The 20,456-nt window shown below is 69.2% G+C and carries 12 protein-coding genes and 3 rRNA genes; 3 read left to right on the forward strand and 12 right to left on the reverse strand.

Annotation, left to right across the window (positions count from 1 at the left end; all coding sequences use genetic code 11):
* Positions 1–289: 289 nt before the first annotated feature.
* The 11 genes from KSE_RS07475 to KSE_RS07525 form a co-directional block, all read right to left on the reverse strand.
* Positions 290–763, reverse strand: coding sequence for a bifunctional nuclease family protein (locus KSE_RS07475; RefSeq protein ID WP_014134677.1), 474 nt, complete (start codon positions 761–763; stop codon positions 290–292).
* Between the two features lie 95 nt (positions 764–858).
* Positions 859–1,605, reverse strand: a complete 747-nt coding sequence (ftsR, locus tag KSE_RS07480) for a transcriptional regulator FtsR (RefSeq protein ID WP_014134678.1) — start codon at positions 1,603–1,605, stop codon at positions 859–861.
* 65 nt (positions 1,606–1,670) lie between these two features.
* Positions 1,671–2,534, reverse strand: coding sequence for an FHA domain-containing protein (locus tag KSE_RS44365; protein WP_014134679.1), 864 nt, complete (start codon positions 2,532–2,534; stop codon positions 1,671–1,673).
* 181 nt (positions 2,535–2,715) lie between these two features.
* Positions 2,716–3,657 (reverse strand): DUF881 domain-containing protein, encoded by a 942-nt coding sequence (locus tag KSE_RS07490; protein ID WP_014134680.1) that lies wholly within the window; start codon positions 3,655–3,657, stop codon positions 2,716–2,718.
* Between the two features lie 9 nt (positions 3,658–3,666).
* Positions 3,667–3,999, reverse strand: coding sequence for a small basic family protein (locus KSE_RS07495; protein ID WP_014134681.1), 333 nt, complete (start codon positions 3,997–3,999; stop codon positions 3,667–3,669).
* Positions 3,996–5,063: a DUF881 domain-containing protein gene (locus tag KSE_RS07500; RefSeq protein ID WP_014134682.1), complete on the reverse strand. Its 1,068-nt coding sequence runs from the start codon at positions 5,061–5,063 to the stop codon at positions 3,996–3,998. The genes KSE_RS07495 and KSE_RS07500 overlap by 4 nt, the downstream gene beginning before the upstream one ends.
* Before the next feature lie 126 nt (positions 5,064–5,189).
* Complete coding sequence (locus tag KSE_RS07505) at positions 5,190–7,685, reverse strand: mannose-1-phosphate guanyltransferase (RefSeq protein ID WP_014134683.1); 2,496 nt, start codon at positions 7,683–7,685, stop codon at positions 5,190–5,192.
* A 125-nt stretch (positions 7,686–7,810) separates the two neighbouring features.
* Entirely contained in the window at positions 7,811–8,422 is a 612-nt protein-coding gene (locus KSE_RS07510) for a CDP-alcohol phosphatidyltransferase family protein (RefSeq protein WP_014134684.1), read from the reverse strand.
* Between the two features lie 101 nt (positions 8,423–8,523).
* Positions 8,524–8,640, reverse strand: a 5S ribosomal RNA gene (gene rrf, locus KSE_RS07515).
* 78 nt (positions 8,641–8,718) lie between these two features.
* Positions 8,719–11,826, reverse strand: a 23S ribosomal RNA gene (locus KSE_RS07520).
* Positions 11,827–12,117: 291 nt separating this feature from the next.
* Positions 12,118–13,641: ribosomal RNA gene (locus KSE_RS07525) — 16S ribosomal RNA — on the reverse strand.
* The 16S, 23S and 5S rRNA genes sit together here, the layout of an rRNA operon.
* 672 nt (positions 13,642–14,313) lie before the next feature.
* Between KSE_RS07525 and KSE_RS07530 the strand changes: the two genes are divergently transcribed.
* Together KSE_RS07530 and ptsP are read left to right on the forward strand one after the other, a co-directional pair.
* Positions 14,314–14,763 (forward strand): PTS sugar transporter subunit IIA, encoded by a 450-nt coding sequence (locus tag KSE_RS07530; RefSeq protein WP_014134685.1) that lies wholly within the window; start codon positions 14,314–14,316, stop codon positions 14,761–14,763.
* A 40-nt stretch (positions 14,764–14,803) separates the two neighbouring features.
* Entirely contained in the window at positions 14,804–16,474 is a 1,671-nt protein-coding gene (gene ptsP, locus KSE_RS07535) for a phosphoenolpyruvate--protein phosphotransferase (protein ID WP_014134686.1), read from the forward strand.
* A 121-nt stretch (positions 16,475–16,595) separates the two neighbouring features.
* Here ptsP and KSE_RS07540 read toward each other — a convergent pair whose 3' ends face one another.
* Positions 16,596–18,722: an acetoacetate--CoA ligase gene (locus KSE_RS07540; RefSeq protein WP_081539342.1), complete on the reverse strand. Its 2,127-nt coding sequence runs from the start codon at positions 18,720–18,722 to the stop codon at positions 16,596–16,598.
* 79 nt (positions 18,723–18,801) lie between these two features.
* Between KSE_RS07540 and KSE_RS07545 the strand changes: the two genes are divergently transcribed.
* Positions 18,802–20,379 (forward strand): phytoene desaturase family protein, encoded by a 1,578-nt coding sequence (locus KSE_RS07545; RefSeq protein ID WP_014134688.1) that lies wholly within the window; start codon positions 18,802–18,804, stop codon positions 20,377–20,379.
* The last annotated feature ends 77 nt before the right edge of the window (positions 20,380–20,456 follow it).

Below are 20,456 nucleotides of genomic sequence, written 5' to 3' on the forward strand. Positions count from 1 at the left end.
AACCTCCGTCCGTACCGCCCAAGGCCCCACGGGACCCGCGGGAGCCCTGGCGGGCCCCGGGCTGCGGGTGGCCCGTCCGGCGGGCCATCACCTGACGGTAGGCAGTCGCCCGAGCACCGTCAACGATCGCCACGCCGGGGGCTTCCACAAACTTCACCCCATCGAGTGGTTATTCGTGCCCCATGCGCGGGTACCGGAACGACTTTTCAGCAATCCCGAGTTGCGGCCCACCACCACCCGGGCTAGCGGTCCGGACGAACCGGCGACCGCTCGCGACCACTCGCGACGGCTACTGCGGGCCGCCGCCGAAGTCCTCCGGCGAGACCTGGTCGAGGAACTCGCGGAACTTCTCGACCTCGTCCTCCTGCTCGTCCGGGATCGAGATGCCGGCCTCCGCCAGCACCTCCTCGCTCCCGTAGATCGGCGTACCGGTGCGCAGCGCCAGCGCTATCGCGTCCGAGGGGCGCGCGCTCACCTCGACACCACCGGCGAAGACCAGTTCGGCGTAGAACACCCCGTCCCGCAGGTCGTTGATCCGCACCTCGGTCAGCTGGTGGCCGAGCGCGCCGAGCACGTCCTTGAACAGGTCGTGCGTCAACGGCCGCACCGGGGTCATGCCCTGCTGGGCGAAGGCGATCGCGGTGGCCTCCCCCGGCCCGATCCAGATCGGCAGGTAGCGGTCCCCGCCGACCTCGCGCAGCAGCACGATCGGCTGGTTGGAGGGCATCTCCACCCGGACACCCACGACGTCGAGCTCATTCACACCAGCAACCCTAGGGCGCGCGCCCCCGATAGGAAAGCGCAGCAGGCAGCGGCCCTCGGGATCAGGACCGCCGCCGCCCGCCCGTCACCGGCCTTTCAGCTCCTGGAGCGCAGTCCCGCCTGCACCATCGCCGCGTGCAGCCGCACCGACAGGGTGGCCAGTTCCCGCGCCGTCGCCTCCGCGTGCGCCCGGGTCTGCGGGTTGCGGTGCCGCCGCAGCGGCGCGACCACCTGGTCCACCAGGGCGACCTCGCGCTCGGCGGCCGCCTTCATCGCGCGCAGGTGCCGCGGCTCCAGGCCGAACCGGCCCAGCTCCGCCACCAACCGGGCGATCTGCAGCGCGTCCCCGTCGTAGCCGCCGTCCGGGCCCGGCTGGACCAGTCCGTAGGCCTCCCACTCGACCAGCTCGCGCTCCTGCGCCTCGGCCGCCGCGATCAGCTCGGCCCGGCCCAGCCGCACCCCGCCCGGCCCGGCGGCAGCGGCGGCCGCCAGCTCCCGGTCCGCCTCCTCCAGCGGCCCCGGCCGGCTCTCCGCGCCGGGCAGCGCGGGCGGCTGCTCGCCGCGCTCGATCGCGTCCAGGTGCTCGCGGATCACCCGCAGCGGCAGGTAGTGGTCGCGCTGCATCCGCAGCACGTACGCCAGGCGCTCCACGTCCGCCGCCGAGAACTTCCGGTAGCCGGACGGGGTGCGCTGCGGCTCGACCAGGCCCTCCGCCTCCAGGAAGCGGATCTTGGAGATGGTCACCTCCGGGAAGTCGTCCCGGAGGAAGGCCAGCACCGCGCCGATCGACAGCAGTTCGTCGCCCCGCCGGCGCGCCTCGCCCGTGCGGCGCGAGGCCGGCACGGGCGAGGTCCCGAGGGACGGGGTGGAAATCTGTGGGGTCACTCGGGCTCCCAACGGAGAAGTGGTCAGTACCCCCGGTGGTGGCTGGCGAAGAACACCAGCCGGTACTTCCCGATCTGCACCTCGTCGCCGTTGCCGAGCAGCACCTCGTCGATCCGCTCCCGGTTCACGTAGGTGCCGTTCAGGCTGCCCACGTCCGCGACCGAGAAGCCGCCGTCGTGCTGCCGACGGAACTCCACGTGCCGACGCGACACCGTCACGTCGTCCAGGAAGATGTCACCCTGCGGGTGCCGCCCCGCCGTGGTCACGTCCGAGTCCAGCAGGAACCGGCTGCCCGAGTTCGGGCCGCGCTGCACGATCAGCAGCGCCGAGCCCGGCGGCAGCGCGTCGATCGCCGCCATCACCTCGGCCGACAGCGCCGGCGTGGCGCCCGTCGAGGTCGCCGTCGGGTCGTACGACTCGATGCCGGAGATCGAGATGGTCGAGGTGGTCTCGGCCGCGCCCTCCGGGAACCCGCCGCCACGCAGCTGAGTACCGCAGTTCGAACAGAACCGGGCCTGCGCCGGGTTCCGGTTGCCGCACCGCGGGCACGGGCTGGTGCCAGCCATGTTCACAGCCTCCTGGCGCGGCACACCCGACTGGACGTGCCCGGCATAGGGGTCCGGGGCAAACCCTCCACCGGAGGTTGAGGGTCCTGACGCGAAACCTATGCGCGGCCCGCCCGACGAATCAACCGACGCGCCGTACGCCGTGTCGAACTGCCCGGTCTGGATGCCCGCGCCCTGGGTCACGTCGTCCCGGTACATCGGACGCTGCCCCTCCGGCGCCGGACGCATCGGGGGCACCCCGGCCTCCTCCTGCCGGTAGCGCGCGGTGGGCGCCTCCGCCGCCTTCTTGTTGCGGCCGAAAAGCTTCGAGAAAAAACTCACGGGCGAATCCCCTTGCGTGTGACAGAACCGCCCGCGGGGCAGGGTTCAAGGCTCGGTGTGGCGGTGGGCCCGGCATCGGACCGGGGACTGACGAACGGTAAGACCCAGTGTCGCCGACCCGCCGCGGAAACCCACCACCGGGGGGCGCCCGCAGCTGACGAACCGTACGGAGCGCGCCCCGTCACTTCGCCGCCGGCTTGCCGTACTGCAGCGGCTTCGGCGTGGCCAGCGCGTCCACCAGCACCTTCTGCTGCTGGACGATGGTCGCCCGGGCCTGGTGGTTCTCCAGGCTGCGCACCACGCCACCGGGGATGTTCAGCGCCGGAGTCAGGTCCTGCGGGTTGCCCACCACGGTGAAGCGGAACGGCTGCGAGACGCTCTTGCCGTCGATCTGCACGCCGCCCGACGAGTTGTCGGTGAAGTACGTACCGGCCACCACGCGCACGTCGTTGATCTGAATCGCCTCCGCCCCCGCCGCTCGGAGTTCCTGCAGGGTGTCCAGCAGCATATCCGCCTTCACCTGCCCTTGGGGATCATCGATCGTCAGCACGATCCCCGGGCCGGTCGCCTTCTCGGTCCCCGCCAGCACGCCCAGCTCGGCCGCCTTCTTCCGGGTCTGCTCCTGGGCCTCCTTGGCCTGGTTGGACGAGTTCTCCAACTGCGCCAGGGACTGCTCCAGCTGCGTCTTCTCCGACTGGAGGCGCTGCTGCTTGCCGTCCAGCTCGTCCAGGATCCGCACCAGGTCCTCCTGGCGGGCCCCGCGCAGCTCGCTGTGGTCGTTGGTCGAGCGCACCTGGATCGCCAGCGCCAGCCCCAGCGCGAACAGCAGCAGCGCCACCACCAGCTGCCCCCGCGACACCCGCGGCGGCCACACCGCCGCCAGCAGCCGCGTCCGCCCGTCCGAGGGCAGCGGCACCGGCTCCCGCGACGCCGCCGCCGGCTTCTCGGCCTCCCCCACCGGTTCGGGCTCGGGCGCAGGCTCCGGCTCCGGCCCGATCTCGGGCTCCGCCCCGGGCGTGTCCGACCGCTCCCCGGCCGCCCCGGCCTCCGTCGCCTCCTCCGGCGCGGCCGGTTCCGCCGCCGGCTCCTCGGCCCGCTCCCGGGGCTCCTTCTCCTCGCTCACAGCCGCCCCCTACGCCCTGAACACGTGCCGGCGGATCGCCGCCGCGTTCGAGAAGATCCGGATGCCCAGCACCACCACCACGCCGGTGGACAGCTGCGAACCCACGCCCAGCTGGTCGCCCAGGAACACGATCAGCGCCGCCACCACGACGTTCGACAGGAACGACACCACGAAGACCTTGTCGTCGAAGATCCCGTCGAGCATCGCCCGCACGCCGCCGAACACCGCGTCCAGCGCCGCCACCACCGCGATCGGCAGGTACGGCACGACCGCGTTCGGCACCTCCGGCTGCACGAAAACGCCGACGACCACGCCGATCAGCAGACCCAGTACGGCAATCACGGTGTAGCAGCTCCTGTTCCGGTGGGAGTGGACTTCGCGGTCGACCGCGCGGACTTCGACGGCACCCCGGCCTTCGGCGTCCCCGACGCCGAAGGCGACGGGGACGGACTCGCGGCCTCGCCCGACGACGGACCCGCGCTCGGACTCGGACTCGGGCTCGCGCCCGGCTCCGCGGACGCCTCCGCCCCGGCCACCCGGAGCGTCACGCCCAGCGCGGCCGGCAGCGTCAGCGACTTCTGCGCCGACACCGTCGAACGGATCCCGTAGCTGTCCTGGATGATCTTCAGGTAACGGCCGCCCTGGTTGTCCTGGAAGGCCTGCGCGAGCCGCGGCCCGTCCCCGATCGCCAGCACCGTGTACGGCGGCACCAGCGGCCGGTTGTCCACCAGGATCGCGTCACCGGCGGCCCGGATCGCCGACAGCGCGGTCAGCCGCTGCCCGTTCACCGACACCGCCTCCGCGCCGGCCAGCCACAGCCCGTTCACCGCGTACTGCAGGTCGTGGTCCTTGACCCGCCCGTTCTTGCCGTACGCGGTCGTGTTGCGCGGATCGCTGACGTTGCCGCCGGAGCCGCTGCCGGACGCGTCGTCGATCACCAGCTTGACGCCGGGCCCGGTGATCTCCCCCGTCCCGGTCCGCGCCGCCAGCAGCGCCGCCGCGTCGCCGTCCCCGGTCTGCAGCGCCGCGTCCTGGGCCCGCTCGACCTTGTCGCGGTCCTCCTCGACCTGCCGCTGCAGCTCGTCGGCCGCCGCGTTGGCGTCGTTGACCCGGCTGACCAGGGCGTCCCGCTCCTGCGCCAGGACGGGCGCCGCGGCGTGCGTGTTGACCGCCCCCACCGTCACCACGACCGCGGCCAGCGCCAGCCCGACGGCCAGCACCAGCCGTCCCTTGGCCGTCGTCGGCAGCCGCGAGCTGCCCTCCGCGCCGCGCGCCCGGGCCGCTTCCGCGTACCCGTCGTCGAGCGAGTGCTCCATGACGGTGGTCAGCAGGGACATCGAGGCGTCCGGGCGGCGGAAGCGCCCCTCCGGGTCACTCGGTGTCGGCGTTGCTGGCATGCGGGACATCGTTTCACGACCACGAGGTGCCTTACGACCAGCTCCCGGGCCCGCAGGACGGTTTCGGCACAGGATCGTGACAAACCCGGGTGGGGGCGGGCCCGCCGGGCCCGCCCCCACCACGTCTCCCCCGCGTTACCTCCCGGCGCCGTCCACGACCGTGGCCCACTCGTCGAGCAGCCGCTCGGTCGCCTCGTCGTCCGGGCCCTCGGCCCACAGGTGGGTGACGGCCTCCGCCGGGTCCGGCAGGACCAGCGTCCAGCGGCCGTCCGGCTCGACCACCCGGACGCCGTCCGTGGTGTCCAGCTTCCGGCTGCCGGCCGCCTCCACCACCGAGCGCATCACCATGCCCTTGGCGGCCCACGGCGTCGCGATGTCCCGCTTCTGGATGTGCGCCTGCGGGATCCGGGCGTCGATCTGGCTGAGCGTGAGCTGCGTCCGCGCCACCAGGCCGACCAGCCGCACGAACGCCGCCGCGCCGTCCAGCACGCCGGAGAACTCGGGCACCACGAAACCGCCGCGCCCGTCCCCGCCGAAGACCGTGCCCTCCGCCGCCGCGGCCTTCGCCAGGTCGTCCGGCGAGGTCGTCGTCCAGATCACCTGGGTGCCGTGGTACGCCGCCACCTGCTCGGCGATCCGCGTGGTCGTCACCGGCAGCGCCACCTGCCCGGAGCGGCGCTCGGCCGCCACCAGGTCGAGCAGCACCAGCAGCGCCCGGTCGTCCTGGATCACCCGGCCGAGCTCGTCCACGAAGGACACCCGCTCACCCACCGGGTCGAACCGCACCCCGAAGGCCGCCCGGGAGGACGCCACCAGCTCGCCCAGCCTGGCCAGCGCCGCCTTCCGCGAGTCCGCGTCCTCGGTCGGCCGCGCCTCGTCCAGGCCGCCGGCCACCGTCAGCGTCTCCACCCCGAGCCGGCCCAGGATGCTCGGCAGCACCAGACCCGCGCTGCCGTGCGCCGCGTCCACCACGACCTTCAGCCCGGCCTCCCGCACCCCCGAGGTGTCCACCGCCCGCAACAGGTTCGTCGCGTACGAGTCGAACACGCTCGCCGGGTGCAGCAGGTCGCCGATCTCGCCCGGGAACGCCCGCCGGAACTCCTGCCGCGAGTACACCCGGTCCAGCTTCCGCTGCCCGGCCTGCGACAGGTCGGCCCCGCGCTCGTCGAAGAACAGGATGTCCAGCGAGTCCGGCACCCCCGGGGTGGTCCGCAGGAAGATCCCGCCCGCACTCCCCCGCGCCGTCGCCTGCCGGGCCACCGGCATCGGCACGTTCTCCAGGTCGCGGACGTCGATCGCGCTGGTCTGCAGCGCCGAGATCATCGCCCGCTTCAACGCCCGCGCACCGCGCGAGTGGTCACGCGCGATGGTGACCGTCGCGCCCTTCTTCAGCGTGGTCGCGTACGCCCCCGCCAGCCGCACGGCCAGCTCCGGCGTGATCTCCACGTTCAGGATGCCCGACACGCCCCGCACCCCGAACAGGTGCTCCTGGCCGCGGGACTCCCAGATCACCGACGTGTTGACGAACGCGCCGGCCTCGATCGTCTTGAACGGGTAGACCCGGACGTTGCCCGCGATGATCGACTCCTCGCCGATCAGGCACTCGTCACCGATCACCGCCCCCTCGTCGATCCGCGCGGCCCGCATCACGTCGGTGTTCTTCCCGACCACGCACCCGCGCAGGTTGCTCTGCGGCCCCACGTACACGTTGTCGTGGACCACGGCCTTGTGCAGGAACGCCCCGCGCTTCACGACGACGTTCGACCCCAGCACGGTGTGCTCGCGCAGCTCCACGCCGGCCTCGACCTTGGCGTAGTCGCCGATGTACAGCGGCCCGCGCAGCACCGCCTCCGGGTCCACCTCGGCGCCCTCGGCCACCCACACGCCCGGCGAGATCTCGAACCCGTCCAGCTCGACCTGGACCTTCCCCTCCAGGACGTCCGCCTGGGCCTTCACGTAGCTCTCGTGCGTGCCCACGTCCTCCCAGTAGCCCTCGGCGACGTAGCCGAAGACCGGCTTGCCCTCCTTGAGCAACTGCGGGAACACGTCGCTCGACCAGTCGACCGACTCGCCGGCCGCCACGTAGTCGAAGACCTCCGGCTCCATCACGTAGATACCGGTGTTCACGGTGTCCGAGAACACCTGCCCCCAGGTCGGCTTCTCCAGGAAGCGCTCGACCTTCCCCTCCTCGTCCGTGATGGTGATACCGAATTCCAGCGGGTTCGGCACCCGGGTCAGGCACACCGTCACCAGTGCGCCCTTCTCACGGTGAAAGGCAATCAGATCGGAAAGGTCGAAGTCCGTCAGTGCGTCACCGGAGATGACCAGAAACGAATCGTCCCGCAGCGCGTCCTCGGCGTTCTTCACACTGCCGGCCGTACCGAGCGGTGTTTCCTCGTTGGCATAGGTGAGGTGCATGCCCAGTTCCTCACCGTCACCGAAGTAGTTCTTGACCAACGAGGCCAGGAACTGCACGGTCACCACGGTGTCGTTGAGGCCGTGCCGCCTCAGCAGCCGCAGCACGTGCTCCATGATCGGCCTATTGGCCACCGGCAGCAGCGGCTTGGGCATGCTGGAAGTCATCGGGCGGAGTCGAGTGCCCTCCCCGCCCGCCATCACAACGGCTTTCATTACGGGTGCGTCCTCCTTCGCGGTGGTGAACCCCTGCGGGTCCATCAAACCGGTCCGACGCATGTCTACCCGGAAGAAAACGTCCGACTCACCGTGGAGGCCGTGTAAAACATCTCATGCTGATCTCAAACGGCAGCCGAACGCTCCGCCTGGAGGATCTGCCGGGCCTGCACCGCGTACAGCGCGCCGGCCCACCAGTACAGCGTCGTCCCCCACCAGATGAACGCCCAACTCACCACTCCCGCAACCCGGTGCACCCACCCCTCACCGACCCCCAGCAGCAGAAGCGGAAACGCGTACATCAGATTGAACGTCGCCGCCTTCCCCAGGAAACTCACGTTCAACGGCCCGTACCCCGCCCGGTTGAGCCGCAACAGCACCACCCCGACGAACGCCTCCCGCGCCACCAACAACGCCGTCAACCACCACGGCAGGATCTCCCGCCAGGTCAACCCCACCAACGTCGAAACGATGTACAACCGGTCCGCGGCCGGGTCCAACAACTGCCCCAGCCGGCTGATCTGCCCCCACCGCCGAGCCAGCTTCCCGTCCAGGTAGTCACTGACCCCGCTCAACATCAGAACGACGATCGCCCACCCGTCGTTCTTCGGCCCCCCGAAGACCGGCCACAGCACCAACCACAGGAAGATCGGCACGCCCACCAGCCGAGCCATGCTCAGCAGATTGGGGATCGTGAGGACCCGGTCGGTCTGAACTCGCGTCTCCTGGACCTCCACCGTGCGGAGCCTCCTGTACTAACCACCGACAACCGTGCGGGACTGACCCTACAACAAGAAAGCCCCCCGACATCCCGTCGGGGGGCTTTCTCTCAATGATTGTTCGGCGGCGTCCTACTCTCCCACAGGGTCCCCCCTGCAGTACCATCGGCGCTGTGAGGCTTAGCTTCCGGGTTCGGAATGTAACCGGGCGTTTCCCTCACGCTATGACCACCGAAACACTATGAAACTGTGCACCACCCACCCGTGTCGGCGGGGGTCGTTGTTTCAGAACAACACAGTGGACGCGAGCAACTGAGGACAAGCCCTCGGCCTATTAGTACCGGTCAACTCCACCCCTCACAGGGCTTCCATATCCGGCCTATCAACCCAGTCGTCTACTGGGAGCCTTACCCTCTCAAGGAGGTGGGAGTGCTCATCTCGAAGCAGGCTTCCCGCTTAGATGCTTTCAGCGGTTATCCCTCCCGAACGTAGCCAACCAGCCATGCCCTTGGCAGGACAACTGGCACACCAGAGGTTCGTCCGTCCCGGTCCTCTCGTACTAGGGACAGCCCTTCTCAACACTCCTACGCGCACAGCGGATAGGGACCGAACTGTCTCACGACGTTCTAAACCCAGCTCGCGTACCGCTTTAATGGGCGAACAGCCCAACCCTTGGGACCTACTCCAGCCCCAGGATGCGACGAGCCGACATCGAGGTGCCAAACCATCCCGTCGATATGGACTCTTGGGGAAGATCAGCCTGTTATCCCCGGGGTACCTTTTATCCGTTGAGCGACGGCGCTTCCACAAGCCACCGCCGGATCACTAGTCCCTACTTTCGTACCTGCTCGACCCGTCAGTCTCACAGTCAAGCTCCCTTGTGCACTTACACTCAACACCTGATTGCCAACCAGGCTGAGGGAACCTTTGGGCGCCTCCGTTACCCTTTAGGAGGCAACCGCCCCAGTTAAACTACCCACCAGACACTGTCCCTGATCCGGATCACGGACCCAGGTTAGACATCCAGCACGACCAGAGTGGTATTTCAACGATGGCTCCACCATGACTGGCGTCACGGCTTCAAAGCCTCCCACCTATCCTACACAAGCCGAACCGAACACCAATATCAAGCTATAGTAAAGGTCCCGGGGTCTTTCCGTCCTGCTGCGCGAAACGAGCATCTTTACTCGTAATGCAATTTCACCGGGCCTGTGGTTGAGACAGTCGAGAAGTCGTTACGCCATTCGTGCAGGTCGGAACTTACCCGACAAGGAATTTCGCTACCTTAGGATGGTTATAGTTACCACCGCCGTTTACTGGCGCTTAAGTTCTCAGCTTCGCCACGACGAATCGTGACTAACCGGTCCCCTTAACGTTCCAGCACCGGGCAGGCGTCAGTCCGTATACATCGCCTTACGGCTTCGCACGGACCTGTGTTTTTAGTAAACAGTCGCTTCTCGCTGGTCTCTGCGGCCACCACCAGCTCAGGGAGCTAAGTCCCGTCACCAGCAATGGCCCCCCTTCTCCCGAAGTTACGGGGGCATTTTGCCGAGTTCCTTAACCACAGTTCACCCGAACGCCTCGGTATTCTCTACCTGACCACCTGAGTCGGTTTGGGGTACGGGCCGCCATGAAACTCGCTAGAGGCTTTTCTCGACAGCATAGGATCATCCACTTCACCACAATCGGCTCGGCATCAGGTCTCAGCCTTGATGAGTGACGGATTTGCCTATCACTCGGCCTACACCCTTACCCCGGGACTACCACCGCCCGGGCTGGACTACCTTCCTGCGTCACCCCATCGCTCACCTACTACCCCGTTGGGTCACCGGCTCCACCACGTCCCTTTGTCCGAAGACTCCGGGCCGGCTTCACGGGCTTAGCATCAAGAGGTTCGACGTTGGCGCTTCAAAGCGGGTACGGGAATATCAACCCGTTGTCCATCGACTACGCCTGTCGGCCTCGCCTTAGGTCCCGACTTACCCTGGGCAGATCAGCTTGACCCAGGAACCCTTGGTCAATCGGCGCAAGAGTTTCCCACTCTTGTATCGCTACTCATGCCTGCATTCTCACTCGTGAACCGTCCACAACTCGATTCCTCGGCTGCTTCACCCGGCACACGACGCTCCCCTACCCATCACAGCAGGCGTTGGCCCTATATGCTGCAATGACACGACTTCGGTGGTGTGCTTGAGCCCCGCTACATTGTCGGCGCGGAATCACTTGACCAGTGAGCTATTACGCACTCTTTCAAGGGTGGCTGCTTCTAAGCCAACCTCCTGGTTGTCTCTGCGACTCCACATCCTTTCCCACTTAGCACACGCTTGGGGACCTTAGTCGGTGTTCTGGGCTGTTTCCCTCTCGACCATGGAGCTTATCCCCCACAGTCTCACTGCCGCGCTCTCACTTACCGGCATTCGGAGTTTGGCTAAGGTCAGTAACCCGGTGAGGCCCATCGCCTATCCAGTGCTCTACCTCCGGCAAGAAACACGCGACGCTGCACCTAAATGCATTTCGGGGAGAACCAGCTATCACGGAGTTTGATTGGCCTTTCACCCCTAACCACAGGTCATCCCCCAGGTTTTCAACCCTGGTGGGTTCGGTCCTCCACACGGTCTTACCCGCGCTTCAACCTGCCCATGGCTAGATCACTCCGCTTCGGGTCTTGGGCATGCAACTCGAACGCCCTATTCGGACTCGCTTTCGCTACGGCTACCCCACACGGGTTAACCTCGCTACACACCGCAAACTCGCAGGCTCATTCTTCAAAAGGCACGCAGTCACAGCCCGAAGGCTGCCCCCACGGCTTGTAGGCACACGGTTTCAGGTACTATTTCACTCCGCTCCCGCGGTACTTTTCACCATTCCCTCACGGTACTATCCGCTATCGGTCACCAGGGAATATTTAGGCTTAGCGGGTGGTCCCGCCAGATTCACACGGGATTTCTCGGGCCCCGTGCTACTTGGGAGAAGCTCAAGCGAGCCGTACAGATTTCGTCTACGGGGGTCTTACCCTCTACGCCGGACCTTTCGCATGTCCTTCGACTACCCATACGGTTTCTGACTCGCCCAGCCGCCGGCAGACGACTGAAGAACTTTCCCACAACCCCTTGAGCGCAACCCCTGCCGGGTCTCACACGCTCAAGGTTTGGCCTCATCCGGTTTCGCTCGCCACTACTCCCGGAATCACGGTTGTTTTCTCTTCCTGCGGGTACTGAGATGTTTCACTTCCCCGCGTTCCCTCCACATACCCTATGTGTTCAGGTATGGGTGACAGCCCATGACGACTGCCGGGTTTCCCCATTCGGACACCCCCGGATCAAAGCTCGGTTGACAGCTCCCCGGGGCCTATCGCGGCCTCCCACGTCCTTCATCGGTTCCTGGTGCCAAGGCATCCACCGTGCGCCCTTAAAAACTTGGCCACAGATGCTCGCGTCCACTGTGCAGTTCTCAAACAACGACCAGACACCCAAACCCGACACCCCCAAGACAGGGACGCCCGGCATGAGGCCGGCAACCTGAAGACAACGACCACTGGCCGTTCCCTCAGGACCCAACAACGTGCCCGACACACCCGCCTCCGGAACACCGCTTTCCACGCCCCGGAAGGGCAGTACTCGCGATCTCCATCACCGTGTGTGCCGAATAGTCAACGTTCCACCCATGAGCTAGCACTCCGGGACATTCGCCCGAAGCTGCCGTGTGCTCCTTAGAAAGGAGGTGATCCAGCCGCACCTTCCGGTACGGCTACCTTGTTACGACTTCGTCCCAATCGCTGGTCCCACCTTCGACGGCTCCTCCCCTCACGGGTTAGGCCACCGGCTTCGGGTGTTACCGACTTTCGTGACGTGACGGGCGGTGTGTACAAGGCCCGGGAACGTATTCACCGCAGCATGCTGATCTGCGATTACTAGCAACTCCAACTTCATGGGGTCGAGTTGCAGACCCCAATCCGAACTGAGACCGGCTTTTTGGGATTCGCTCCGCCTCGCGGCATCGCAGCCCTTTGTACCGGCCATTGTAGCACGTGTGCAGCCCAAGACATAAGGGGCATGATGATTTGACGTCGTCCCCACCTTCCTCCGAGTTGACCCCGGCAGTCTCCTGTGAGTCCCCATCACCCCGAAAGGCATGCTGGCAACACAGAACAAGGGTTGCGCTCGTTGCGGGACTTAACCCAACATCTCACGACACGAGCTGACGACAACCATGCACCACCTGTACACCGACCACAAGGGGGCTGATATCTCTACCAGTTTCCGGTGTATGTCAAGCCTTGGTAAGGTTCTTCGCGTTGCGTCGAATTAAGCCACATGCTCCGCTGCTTGTGCGGGCCCCCGTCAATTCCTTTGAGTTTTAGCCTTGCGGCCGTACTCCCCAGGCGGGGAACTTAATGCGTTAGCTGCGGCACCGACGACGTGGAATGTCGCCAACACCTAGTTCCCAACGTTTACGGCGTGGACTACCAGGGTATCTAATCCTGTTCGCTCCCCACGCTTTCGCTCCTCAGCGTCAGTAATGGCCCAGAGATCCGCCTTCGCCACCGGTGTTCCTCCTGATATCTGCGCATTTCACCGCTACACCAGGAATTCCGATCTCCCCTACCACACTCTAGCCTGCCCGTATCGAATGCAGACCCGGGGTTAAGCCCCGGGCTTTCACATCCGACGCGACAGGCCGCCTACGAGCTCTTTACGCCCAATAATTCCGGACAACGCTCGCACCCTACGTATTACCGCGGCTGCTGGCACGTAGTTAGCCGGTGCTTCTTCTGCAGGTACCGTCACTTGCGCTTCTTCCCTGCTGAAAGAGGTTTACAACCCGAAGGCCGTCATCCCTCACGCGGCGTCGCTGCATCAGGCTTTCGCCCATTGTGCAATATTCCCCACTGCTGCCTCCCGTAGGAGTCTGGGCCGTGTCTCAGTCCCAGTGTGGCCGGTCGCCCTCTCAGGCCGGCTACCCGTCGTCGCCTTGGTGGGCCGTTACCCCACCAACAAGCTGATAGGCCGCGGGATCATCCTGAACCGCCGGAGCTTTCCACCGCCCCCCATGCGGGAAGCGGTCGTATCCGGTATTAGACCTCGTTTCCAAGGCTTGTCCCAGAGTTCAGGGCAGATTCCCCACGTGTTACTCACCCGTTCGCCACTGATCCACCCCGAAGGGCTTCACCGTTCGACTTGCATGTGTTAAGCACGCCGCCAGCGTTCGTCCTGAGCCAGGATCAAACTCTCCGTGAATGCTTCTCACAAAGAGCGGCGCGGCGACCAGCCGGAATAGGGCGGTCCCGCGCACTGCGTCCTCGCTAGTGTTACTTCATAAAGGAATCTCCAACCAACCGAACGAGTCGGCCGGCCGGGGATGTCAACATATCTGGCGTTGACTTTTGGCACGCTGTTGAGTTCTCAAGGAACGGACGCTTCCTTCGACCGGCCTTCCGACCGCATCTCCGGGCGCTTCGTTCTTTCGTGTTTCGAGCTTATCAGACTGTTTGCTTGGCGTTGACCGAAGCTTTACTCATCCGACTTGCTCTGTTTACCGCCGTTGCGCGGCGACCTGAGCAACCATAGCGGGTCCGTGGCCGGGCGCCTAATCGGGGGACGGGCGGGGTCGCCCGGTTGGGCGCGTGTGAGGGGTGCGGGCGTGGCGGTTGGGGGGTCACTCGGATGCCGTAGAGTGCGGCGGGTCGGCCGAGAGGACTAGACCACTTGTGGGTGGCGGGGGCGGCGGAGATGGTGCGGGGCGGTCGGTTCGTATGCGCTTCCATGAGGGCGGGTGGCGATCTTCACCCGGGCGGCTCGCGGGCGTTATGTCATGAGATGTCCGAAGTTGACGTAATTTGGGTTCAGTCGATCAATGGGCCGCTGCCCCGCGGCCGCACGCGATGTACTCCGTACCTGGGAGGCTCCACCATGACCACTGTCACGTCGCCGCTCGCCGGTCGCGCCGTCGGCCTCGCCAATGTTCCGGATCCGGTGTTCGCCGGGGCGATGGTCGGGCCCGGGACGGCGATCGATCCGTTGCGGGAGCCGATCGAGGCGGTGGCTCCGGTGGACGGGCAGGTGGTGTCGATGCACCCGCACGCGTTCGTGGTGATGGACGAGAACGGGCACGGGGTGCTGACGCACCTGGGGATCGACACGGTGCAGCTCAACGGGGAGGGGTTCGAGCTGCTGGTGCACAAGGGGGACCGGGTGAAGCGGGGGCAGCCGGTGATCAAGTGGAACCCGGCCGCGGTGGAGGCGGCGGGGAAGTCGCCGATCTCGCCGATCGTGGCGCTGGAGGCTTCGGCGGAGCAGTTGAGCGGGGTGGCGGAGTCCGGTGAGGTCACGGCCGGCGGCGAGCTGTTCATCTGGAACTGACGGAACTGACGGCGACGGACGGCGAAGGGGTTTCGGAACCATGGAGCGGACGCTGCGGGGCGTGGGGGTCAGCCACGGGGTCGCCATCGGGCAGGTGCGGCACATGGGGACGGCGGTGCTGGAGCCACCGGTGACCCAGGTGCCGGCCGAGGAGGTGCCGCGGGAGCGGGACCGGGCGCGGGCCGCGGTGGAGGCGGTGGCGGCGGACCTGAACGCGCGCGGGAACCTGGCCGGCGGTGAGGCGCAGGCGGTGCTGGAGGCGCAGGCGCTGATGGCGCAGGACCCGGAGCTGCTGGCGGACGTGAACCGGCGGATCGAGGCCGGGAGCAGCGCCGAGCGCGGGGTGTACGAGGCGTTCGCGGCGTACCGGGAGCTGCTGGCGGCGGCGGGTGAGTACCTGGCGGGGCGGGTGGCGGACCTGGACGACGTGCGGAACCGGATCGTGGCGCGGCTGTTGGGCGTGCCGATGCCGGGGGTGCCGGACAGTGACGAGCCGTACGTGCTGCTGGCGCGGGACCTGGCGCCGGCGGACACGGCGCTGCTGGATCCGTCGCTGGTGCTGGGGTTCGTGACGGAGGAGGGCGGGCCGACGTCGCACAGCGCGATCCTGGCGCGGGCGATGGGGGTGCCGGCGGTGGTGGCGCTGGCGGGGGCGACCGAGGTGGCGGAGGGGGTGGTGGTGGCGGTCGACGGGGCTTCGGGCGAGGTGCTGGTGGAGCCGTCGGCGGAGCGGCAGGAGGAGTTGCGGCGGCTGGCGGCGGAGCGGAAGGCGGCGCTGGCGGCCTCGACCGGGCCGGGGCGGACCTCGGACGGGTTCATGGTGCCGCTGCTGGCGAACGTGGGCGGTCCGGCGGACGTGCCGGCGGCGCTGGAGAACGGGGCTGAGGGCGTCGGGCTGTTCCGGACCGAGTTCCTCTTCCTGGACGACTCGGCGAAGGCGCCGGGCGAGGAGAAGCAGGTCGAGGCGTACCGGAAGGTGCTGGAGGCGTTCCCGGGCGGCCGGGTGGTGGTGCGGGTGCTGGACGCGGGGGCGGACAAGCCGTTGGACTTCCTGACGCCCGGGGACGAGCCGAACCCGGCGCTGGGGGTGCGCGGGCTGCGGACGCTGCTGGAGCACCCGGAGGTGCTGCGCACGCAGTTGCGGGCGCTGGCGCGGGCGGCCGAGGGGCTGACCGTGCGCCTGGAGGTGATGGCGCCGATGGTGGCGGACGGGGTGGACGCGCGGGCGTTCGCGGCGGCCTGCCGGGAGGTGGGGCTGGACGCGAAGTACGGCGCGATGGTGGAGATCCCGTCGGCGGCGCTGCGGGCGGCGGCGATCCTGCGGGAGGTGGAGTTCCTGTCGCTGGGGACGAACGACCTGGCGCAGTACGCGTTCGCGGCGGACCGGCAGGTCGGGTCGCTGGCGCGGCTGCAGGACCCGTGGCAGCCGGCGCTGCTGGACCTGATCGCGGCGTCGGCGGACGCGGCGAAGGCGGTCGGGAAGAGCTGCGGGGTGTGCGGGGAGGCGGCGTCGGACCCGCTGCTGGCGTGCGTGCTGACCGGGCTCGGGGTGACCAGCCTGTCGATGGGTGCGGCGGCGATCCCGTACGTGCGGTCGGCGCTGGCGGGGGCGACGCTGGCGCAGTGCCAGCGGGCGGCCGAGGCGGCGCGGGCGGCGGACACCGCCGGGGAGGCCCGGGCGGCGGCGGAGCGGGTACTGACCGGCCGGTAGGAGGGGTGAGGAGGGGTGAGGGGCGGGGAGTGATCTCCCGAGGGGTCCCGCTGTCGCCGTGGGGGGTGGCAGCGGGACCCCTCGGGGCCGTTTCGGGGCCTTTCCGGGTGCGGGGCCGGGGTCAGGACTGCTTGCGGGTGGCGGCGAGCCGCTCGAAGAAGCGCAGGTGGTCGAGGTCGTCGACGGAGCCGGGGTTGACCGCCTTGGTGAGCGGGGTGCCGCCGAGCAGGCGCTTGACCGGGACTTCGAGGCGCTTGCCGGTGAGGGTGTGCGGGAGGCCCGCGACGGTGATCACCTCGTCGGGGACGTGCCGCGGGGAGAGTTCGGTGCGCAGCGAGGTGCGGATGCGGGCGGTGAGGGCGTCGTCGAGTTCGGCGCCGGGGGCGAGGACGACGAACAGCGGCATCCAGTAGCCGCCGTCGGGTTCCTCCAGGCCGATGACCAGGGACTCGGCGATCTCGGGGAGGCGTTCGACGACCTCGTAGATGTCGGCGGAGCCCATCCGGACGCCCTGGCGGTTGAGGGTGGAGTCGGAGCGGCCGTGGATGACGACGGTGCCCCGGGAGGTGGCGGTGATCCAGTCGCCGTGGCGCCAGGTGCCGGGGTAGGTGTCGAAGTAGCTGTCGTGGTAGCGGTGGCCGTCCGGGTCGTTCCAGAAGCCGATCGGCATCGACGGGAGGGGCTTGGTGACGACGAGTTCGCCGACGGTGTCGGTGTGCGGGTGGCCGTCGGCGTCCCAGGACTCGACGGCGGCGCCGAGGCAGGGGGCCTGGATCTCGCCGAGGTGGACGGGGAGGGTGGGGACGCCGCCGACGAAGCAGGAGCAGACGTCGGTGCCGCCGCTGACGGAGGCCAGCCAGAGGTCGGACCCGACCTCGTCGTAGATCCACTGGAAGCCGTCGGGCGGGAGCGGGGAGCCGGTGGTGCCGAGGCAGCGGACGGCGGAGAGGTCGAGGTCGCGGCCGGGGTGCAGGTCGGCCTTGCGGCTGGCGATGACGTAGGCGGCGGAGGTGCCGAGGACGGTGGCGCGGGTGCGGGCGGCGACCGACCAGAGGGCGCCGGTGTCGGGGTGTCCGGGGCTGCCGTCGTAGGTGACGATCGTGCTGCCGGTGAGCAGGCCGGCCAGCAGGAAGTTCCACATCATCCAGCCGGTGGACGTGTACCAGAGGAACCGGTCGTCGGGGCCGAGGTCGAGGTGGAGGGCGGCCTGCTTGAGGTGTTCGACCAGGATGCCGCCCTGGCTCTGCACGATGGCCTTGGGGAGGCCGGTGGTGCCGGAGGAGTAGAGGACCCAGAGCGGGTGGTCGAAGGGGACGGGTTCGAAGACCGGCTCGGTGTCGGCGGCGACCAGGTCGTCGTAGCGGAGGGTGCCCTCGGGGGCGGGGGTGCCGAGCAGCGGGACGTGGATGACCGTGGTGAGGGTGGGGAGTTCGCGGCGGAGCTCGGCGACCACCCCGGTGCGGTCGTGGTCCTTGCCGCCGTAGTGGTAGCCGTCGACGGCGAACAGGACGGTGGGCTCGATCTGCTGGAGGCGGTCGAGGACGCTGCGGGCGCCGAAGTCGGGGGCGCAGCTGGTCCAGGTGGCGCCGACGGCGGCGGTGGCGAGGAGGGCGACGGCGGCCTGCGGGATGTTGGGCAGGTAGGCGCTGACCCGGTCGCCGGGGCGGACGCCGTGGGCGCGGAGGGCGGCGGCGAGCGAGCCGACCTGGCGGCGGAGCTCGGGCCAGGTGGTGGCGGTCGGCTCGGCGGTGCGCTCGTCCAGGTGCAGGATGGCGGGGCGGTCGGCGTTGGCCGGGTCCTCGGCGGCGCGCAGGGCGTGCTCGGCGTAGTTGAGGGTGGCGCCGGGGAACCAGCGCGCGCCGGGCATGGTGGCGGGTTCGGCGAGGACGGCGGTGGGCGGGGTGTGGAAGCGGACGTCGAAGTAGGCGGTGACGGCCGTCCAGAAGCGGGTGAGGTCGTCGGTGGACCAGCGGTGGAGGTCCGCGTAGCGGGTGGCGGCCTCGGCGTCGGTGCTGACCGGGGCGAGCGGGGCGGCGGGGGCGCCGTGGTGTTCGGCGGCCCAGCGCTGGAAGGCGACCAGGCGGCTGGCGGCGGCGCGGGCGGGGTCGGGGCGCCAGAGCGGCTCGGGGTGCGGTTGCTGCTGGTCCTGGGGGGTCGGCGGGGTGCTCACGTGGGTGTTCTCCAGGCCGTGGTGGGGACGGTCGGGCTGGTGGCGTGCCGTCCTGGGGGTGCTGACGGTGCTGACCATGCCACGTGAGCGTCCGGGGGTCCAGGGTGGGCGGGCACGCGCACTGGTGGGGGCGGGCGGGGGGTGGTAGACCGGCGGGATGACGGTGGCGTACGACGTGGTGATCGTGGGTGGCGGGCACAACGGGCTGGTGGCGGCCGGGTACCTGGGGCGGGCCGGGCTGCGGGTGCTGGTGCTGGAGCGGCTGGGGCGCGTCGGCGGGGCGGCGGTGTCGGAGCGGGCGTTCGCGGGGGTGGACGCCCGGCTGTCGCGGTACTCGTACCTGGTGAGCCTGCTGCCCCGGCGGATCCTGGCGGACCTGGGGGTGCGGGTGGAGTTGCGGCGGCGGCGGATCTCCTCGTACACGCCGTGGCAGCGGGACGGGCGGGCCGGGGGGCTGCTGGTGGACGGCGGGGACGCCGGGCGGACGGGCGAGTCGTTCCGGGAACTGACGGGTGGGGAGCGGGAGTTCGCGGCCTGGCGGGAGTTCTACGGGATGACCGGGCGGGTGGCGGAGCGGGTGTTCCCGTCGCTGACCGAGCCGTTGCCGTCGCGGGCGGAGCTGCGGGCGCGGGTGGACGATCCGGTGGCGTGGGCGGAGCTGTTCGAGCGGCCGCTGGGTGAGGCGCTGGAGCGGCGGTTCGCCGACGACGTGGTGCGCGGGGTGGTGCTGACGGACGCGCTGATCGGCACGTTCACGCACGCGCACGACCCCTCGCTGCGGCAGAACCGGTGCTTCCTCTACCACGTGGTGGGCGGCGGGACGGGCGACTGGGACGTGCCGGTGGGCGGGATGGGGGCGGTGACCGGGGCGCTGGCGGAGGCGGCGCTGGCGGGCGGGGCGGAGCTGCGGACCGGGTGCGAGGTGGTGGCCGTCGACCCGGGCGGGGCGGCGGGGCCGGCCGAGGTCGGGTACCTGGACGCGGACGGGGTGGAGCGGCAGGTGGGCGCGCGCTGGGTGCTGTGCAACGCGGCGCCGGCCGAGTTGGAGCGGCTGCTGGGCGGGGAGGGGCGCGGCGGGGAGCGGCCGGAGGGGGCGCAGCTGAAGGTGAACATGCTGCTGCGCCGGCTGCCCCGGCTGCGGGACGGGGCGGTGGACCCGCGGGACGCGTTCGGGGGGACGTTCCACGTCGCGGAGTCGTACCGGGAGCTGGAGGGCGCGTACCGGGCGGCGGCGGCCGGGCGGCTGCCCTCCCCCGCGCCGTCGGAGATCTACTGCCACTCGCTGGCGGACCGGTCGATCCTGGGGCCGGGGGTGCCGGAGGGGTCGCACACGCTGACGCTGTTCGGGCTGCAGCTGCCCGCCCGGCTGTTCGCCGAGGATCCGGTCGGGGTGCGGGCGGCGGCGCTGGCGGGGGTGCTGGCGGCGCTGGACGGGGTGCTGGCGGAGCCGTTGGCGGACTGCCTGGCGGTGGACGCGGCGGGGCGGCCCTGCCTGGAGGTGCGCGGGCCGCTGGACCTGGAGGCGGACCTGCGGCTGCCGGGCGGGAACATCTTCCACCGGGACCTGGCGTTCCCGTTCCGGGACGGGGAGCCGGGCGGCGCGGCGGACGCCGGGCGGTGGGGGGTGGGGACCGGGCGGCCGCGGGTGCTGGTGTGCGGGGCCGGGGCGGTGCGCGGCGGCGGGGTGAGCGGGATCCCGGGGCACAACGCGGCGATGGCGGTGCTGGGGCGGTAGCGGCGGCCGCCGCCCCGACACCGCCGTCGCGGGGCGGGGTCGGGTCGGGGCGGGGCCGGGCCGGGGCCGGGCCGGGG

Origin of the sequence: Kitasatospora setae KM-6054, assembly GCF_000269985.1 — a bacterium.
Classification (GTDB): domain Bacteria; phylum Actinomycetota; class Actinomycetes; order Streptomycetales; family Streptomycetaceae; genus Kitasatospora; species Kitasatospora setae.

Excerpts from the sequence above, each read along its gene's own strand:
- ptsP (WP_014134686.1), top strand. The coding sequence starts at position 14,804 with ATGGAGCGGACGCTGCGGGGCGTGGGGGTCAGCCACGGGGTCGCCATC.
- KSE_RS07530 (WP_014134685.1), top strand. The coding sequence starts at position 14,314 with ATGACCACTGTCACGTCGCCGCTCGCCGGTCGCGCCGTCGGCCTCGCC.
- KSE_RS07500 (WP_014134682.1), bottom strand. The coding sequence starts at position 5,063 with ATGTCCCGCATGCCAGCAACGCCGACACCGAGTGACCCGGAGGGGCGC.
- KSE_RS07545 (WP_014134688.1), top strand. The coding sequence starts at position 18,802 with ATGACGGTGGCGTACGACGTGGTGATCGTGGGTGGCGGGCACAACGGG.
- KSE_RS07505 (WP_014134683.1), bottom strand. The coding sequence starts at position 7,685 with ATGAAAGCCGTTGTGATGGCGGGCGGGGAGGGCACTCGACTCCGCCCG.
- KSE_RS07540 (WP_081539342.1), bottom strand. The coding sequence starts at position 18,722 with ATGGTCAGCACCGTCAGCACCCCCAGGACGGCACGCCACCAGCCCGAC.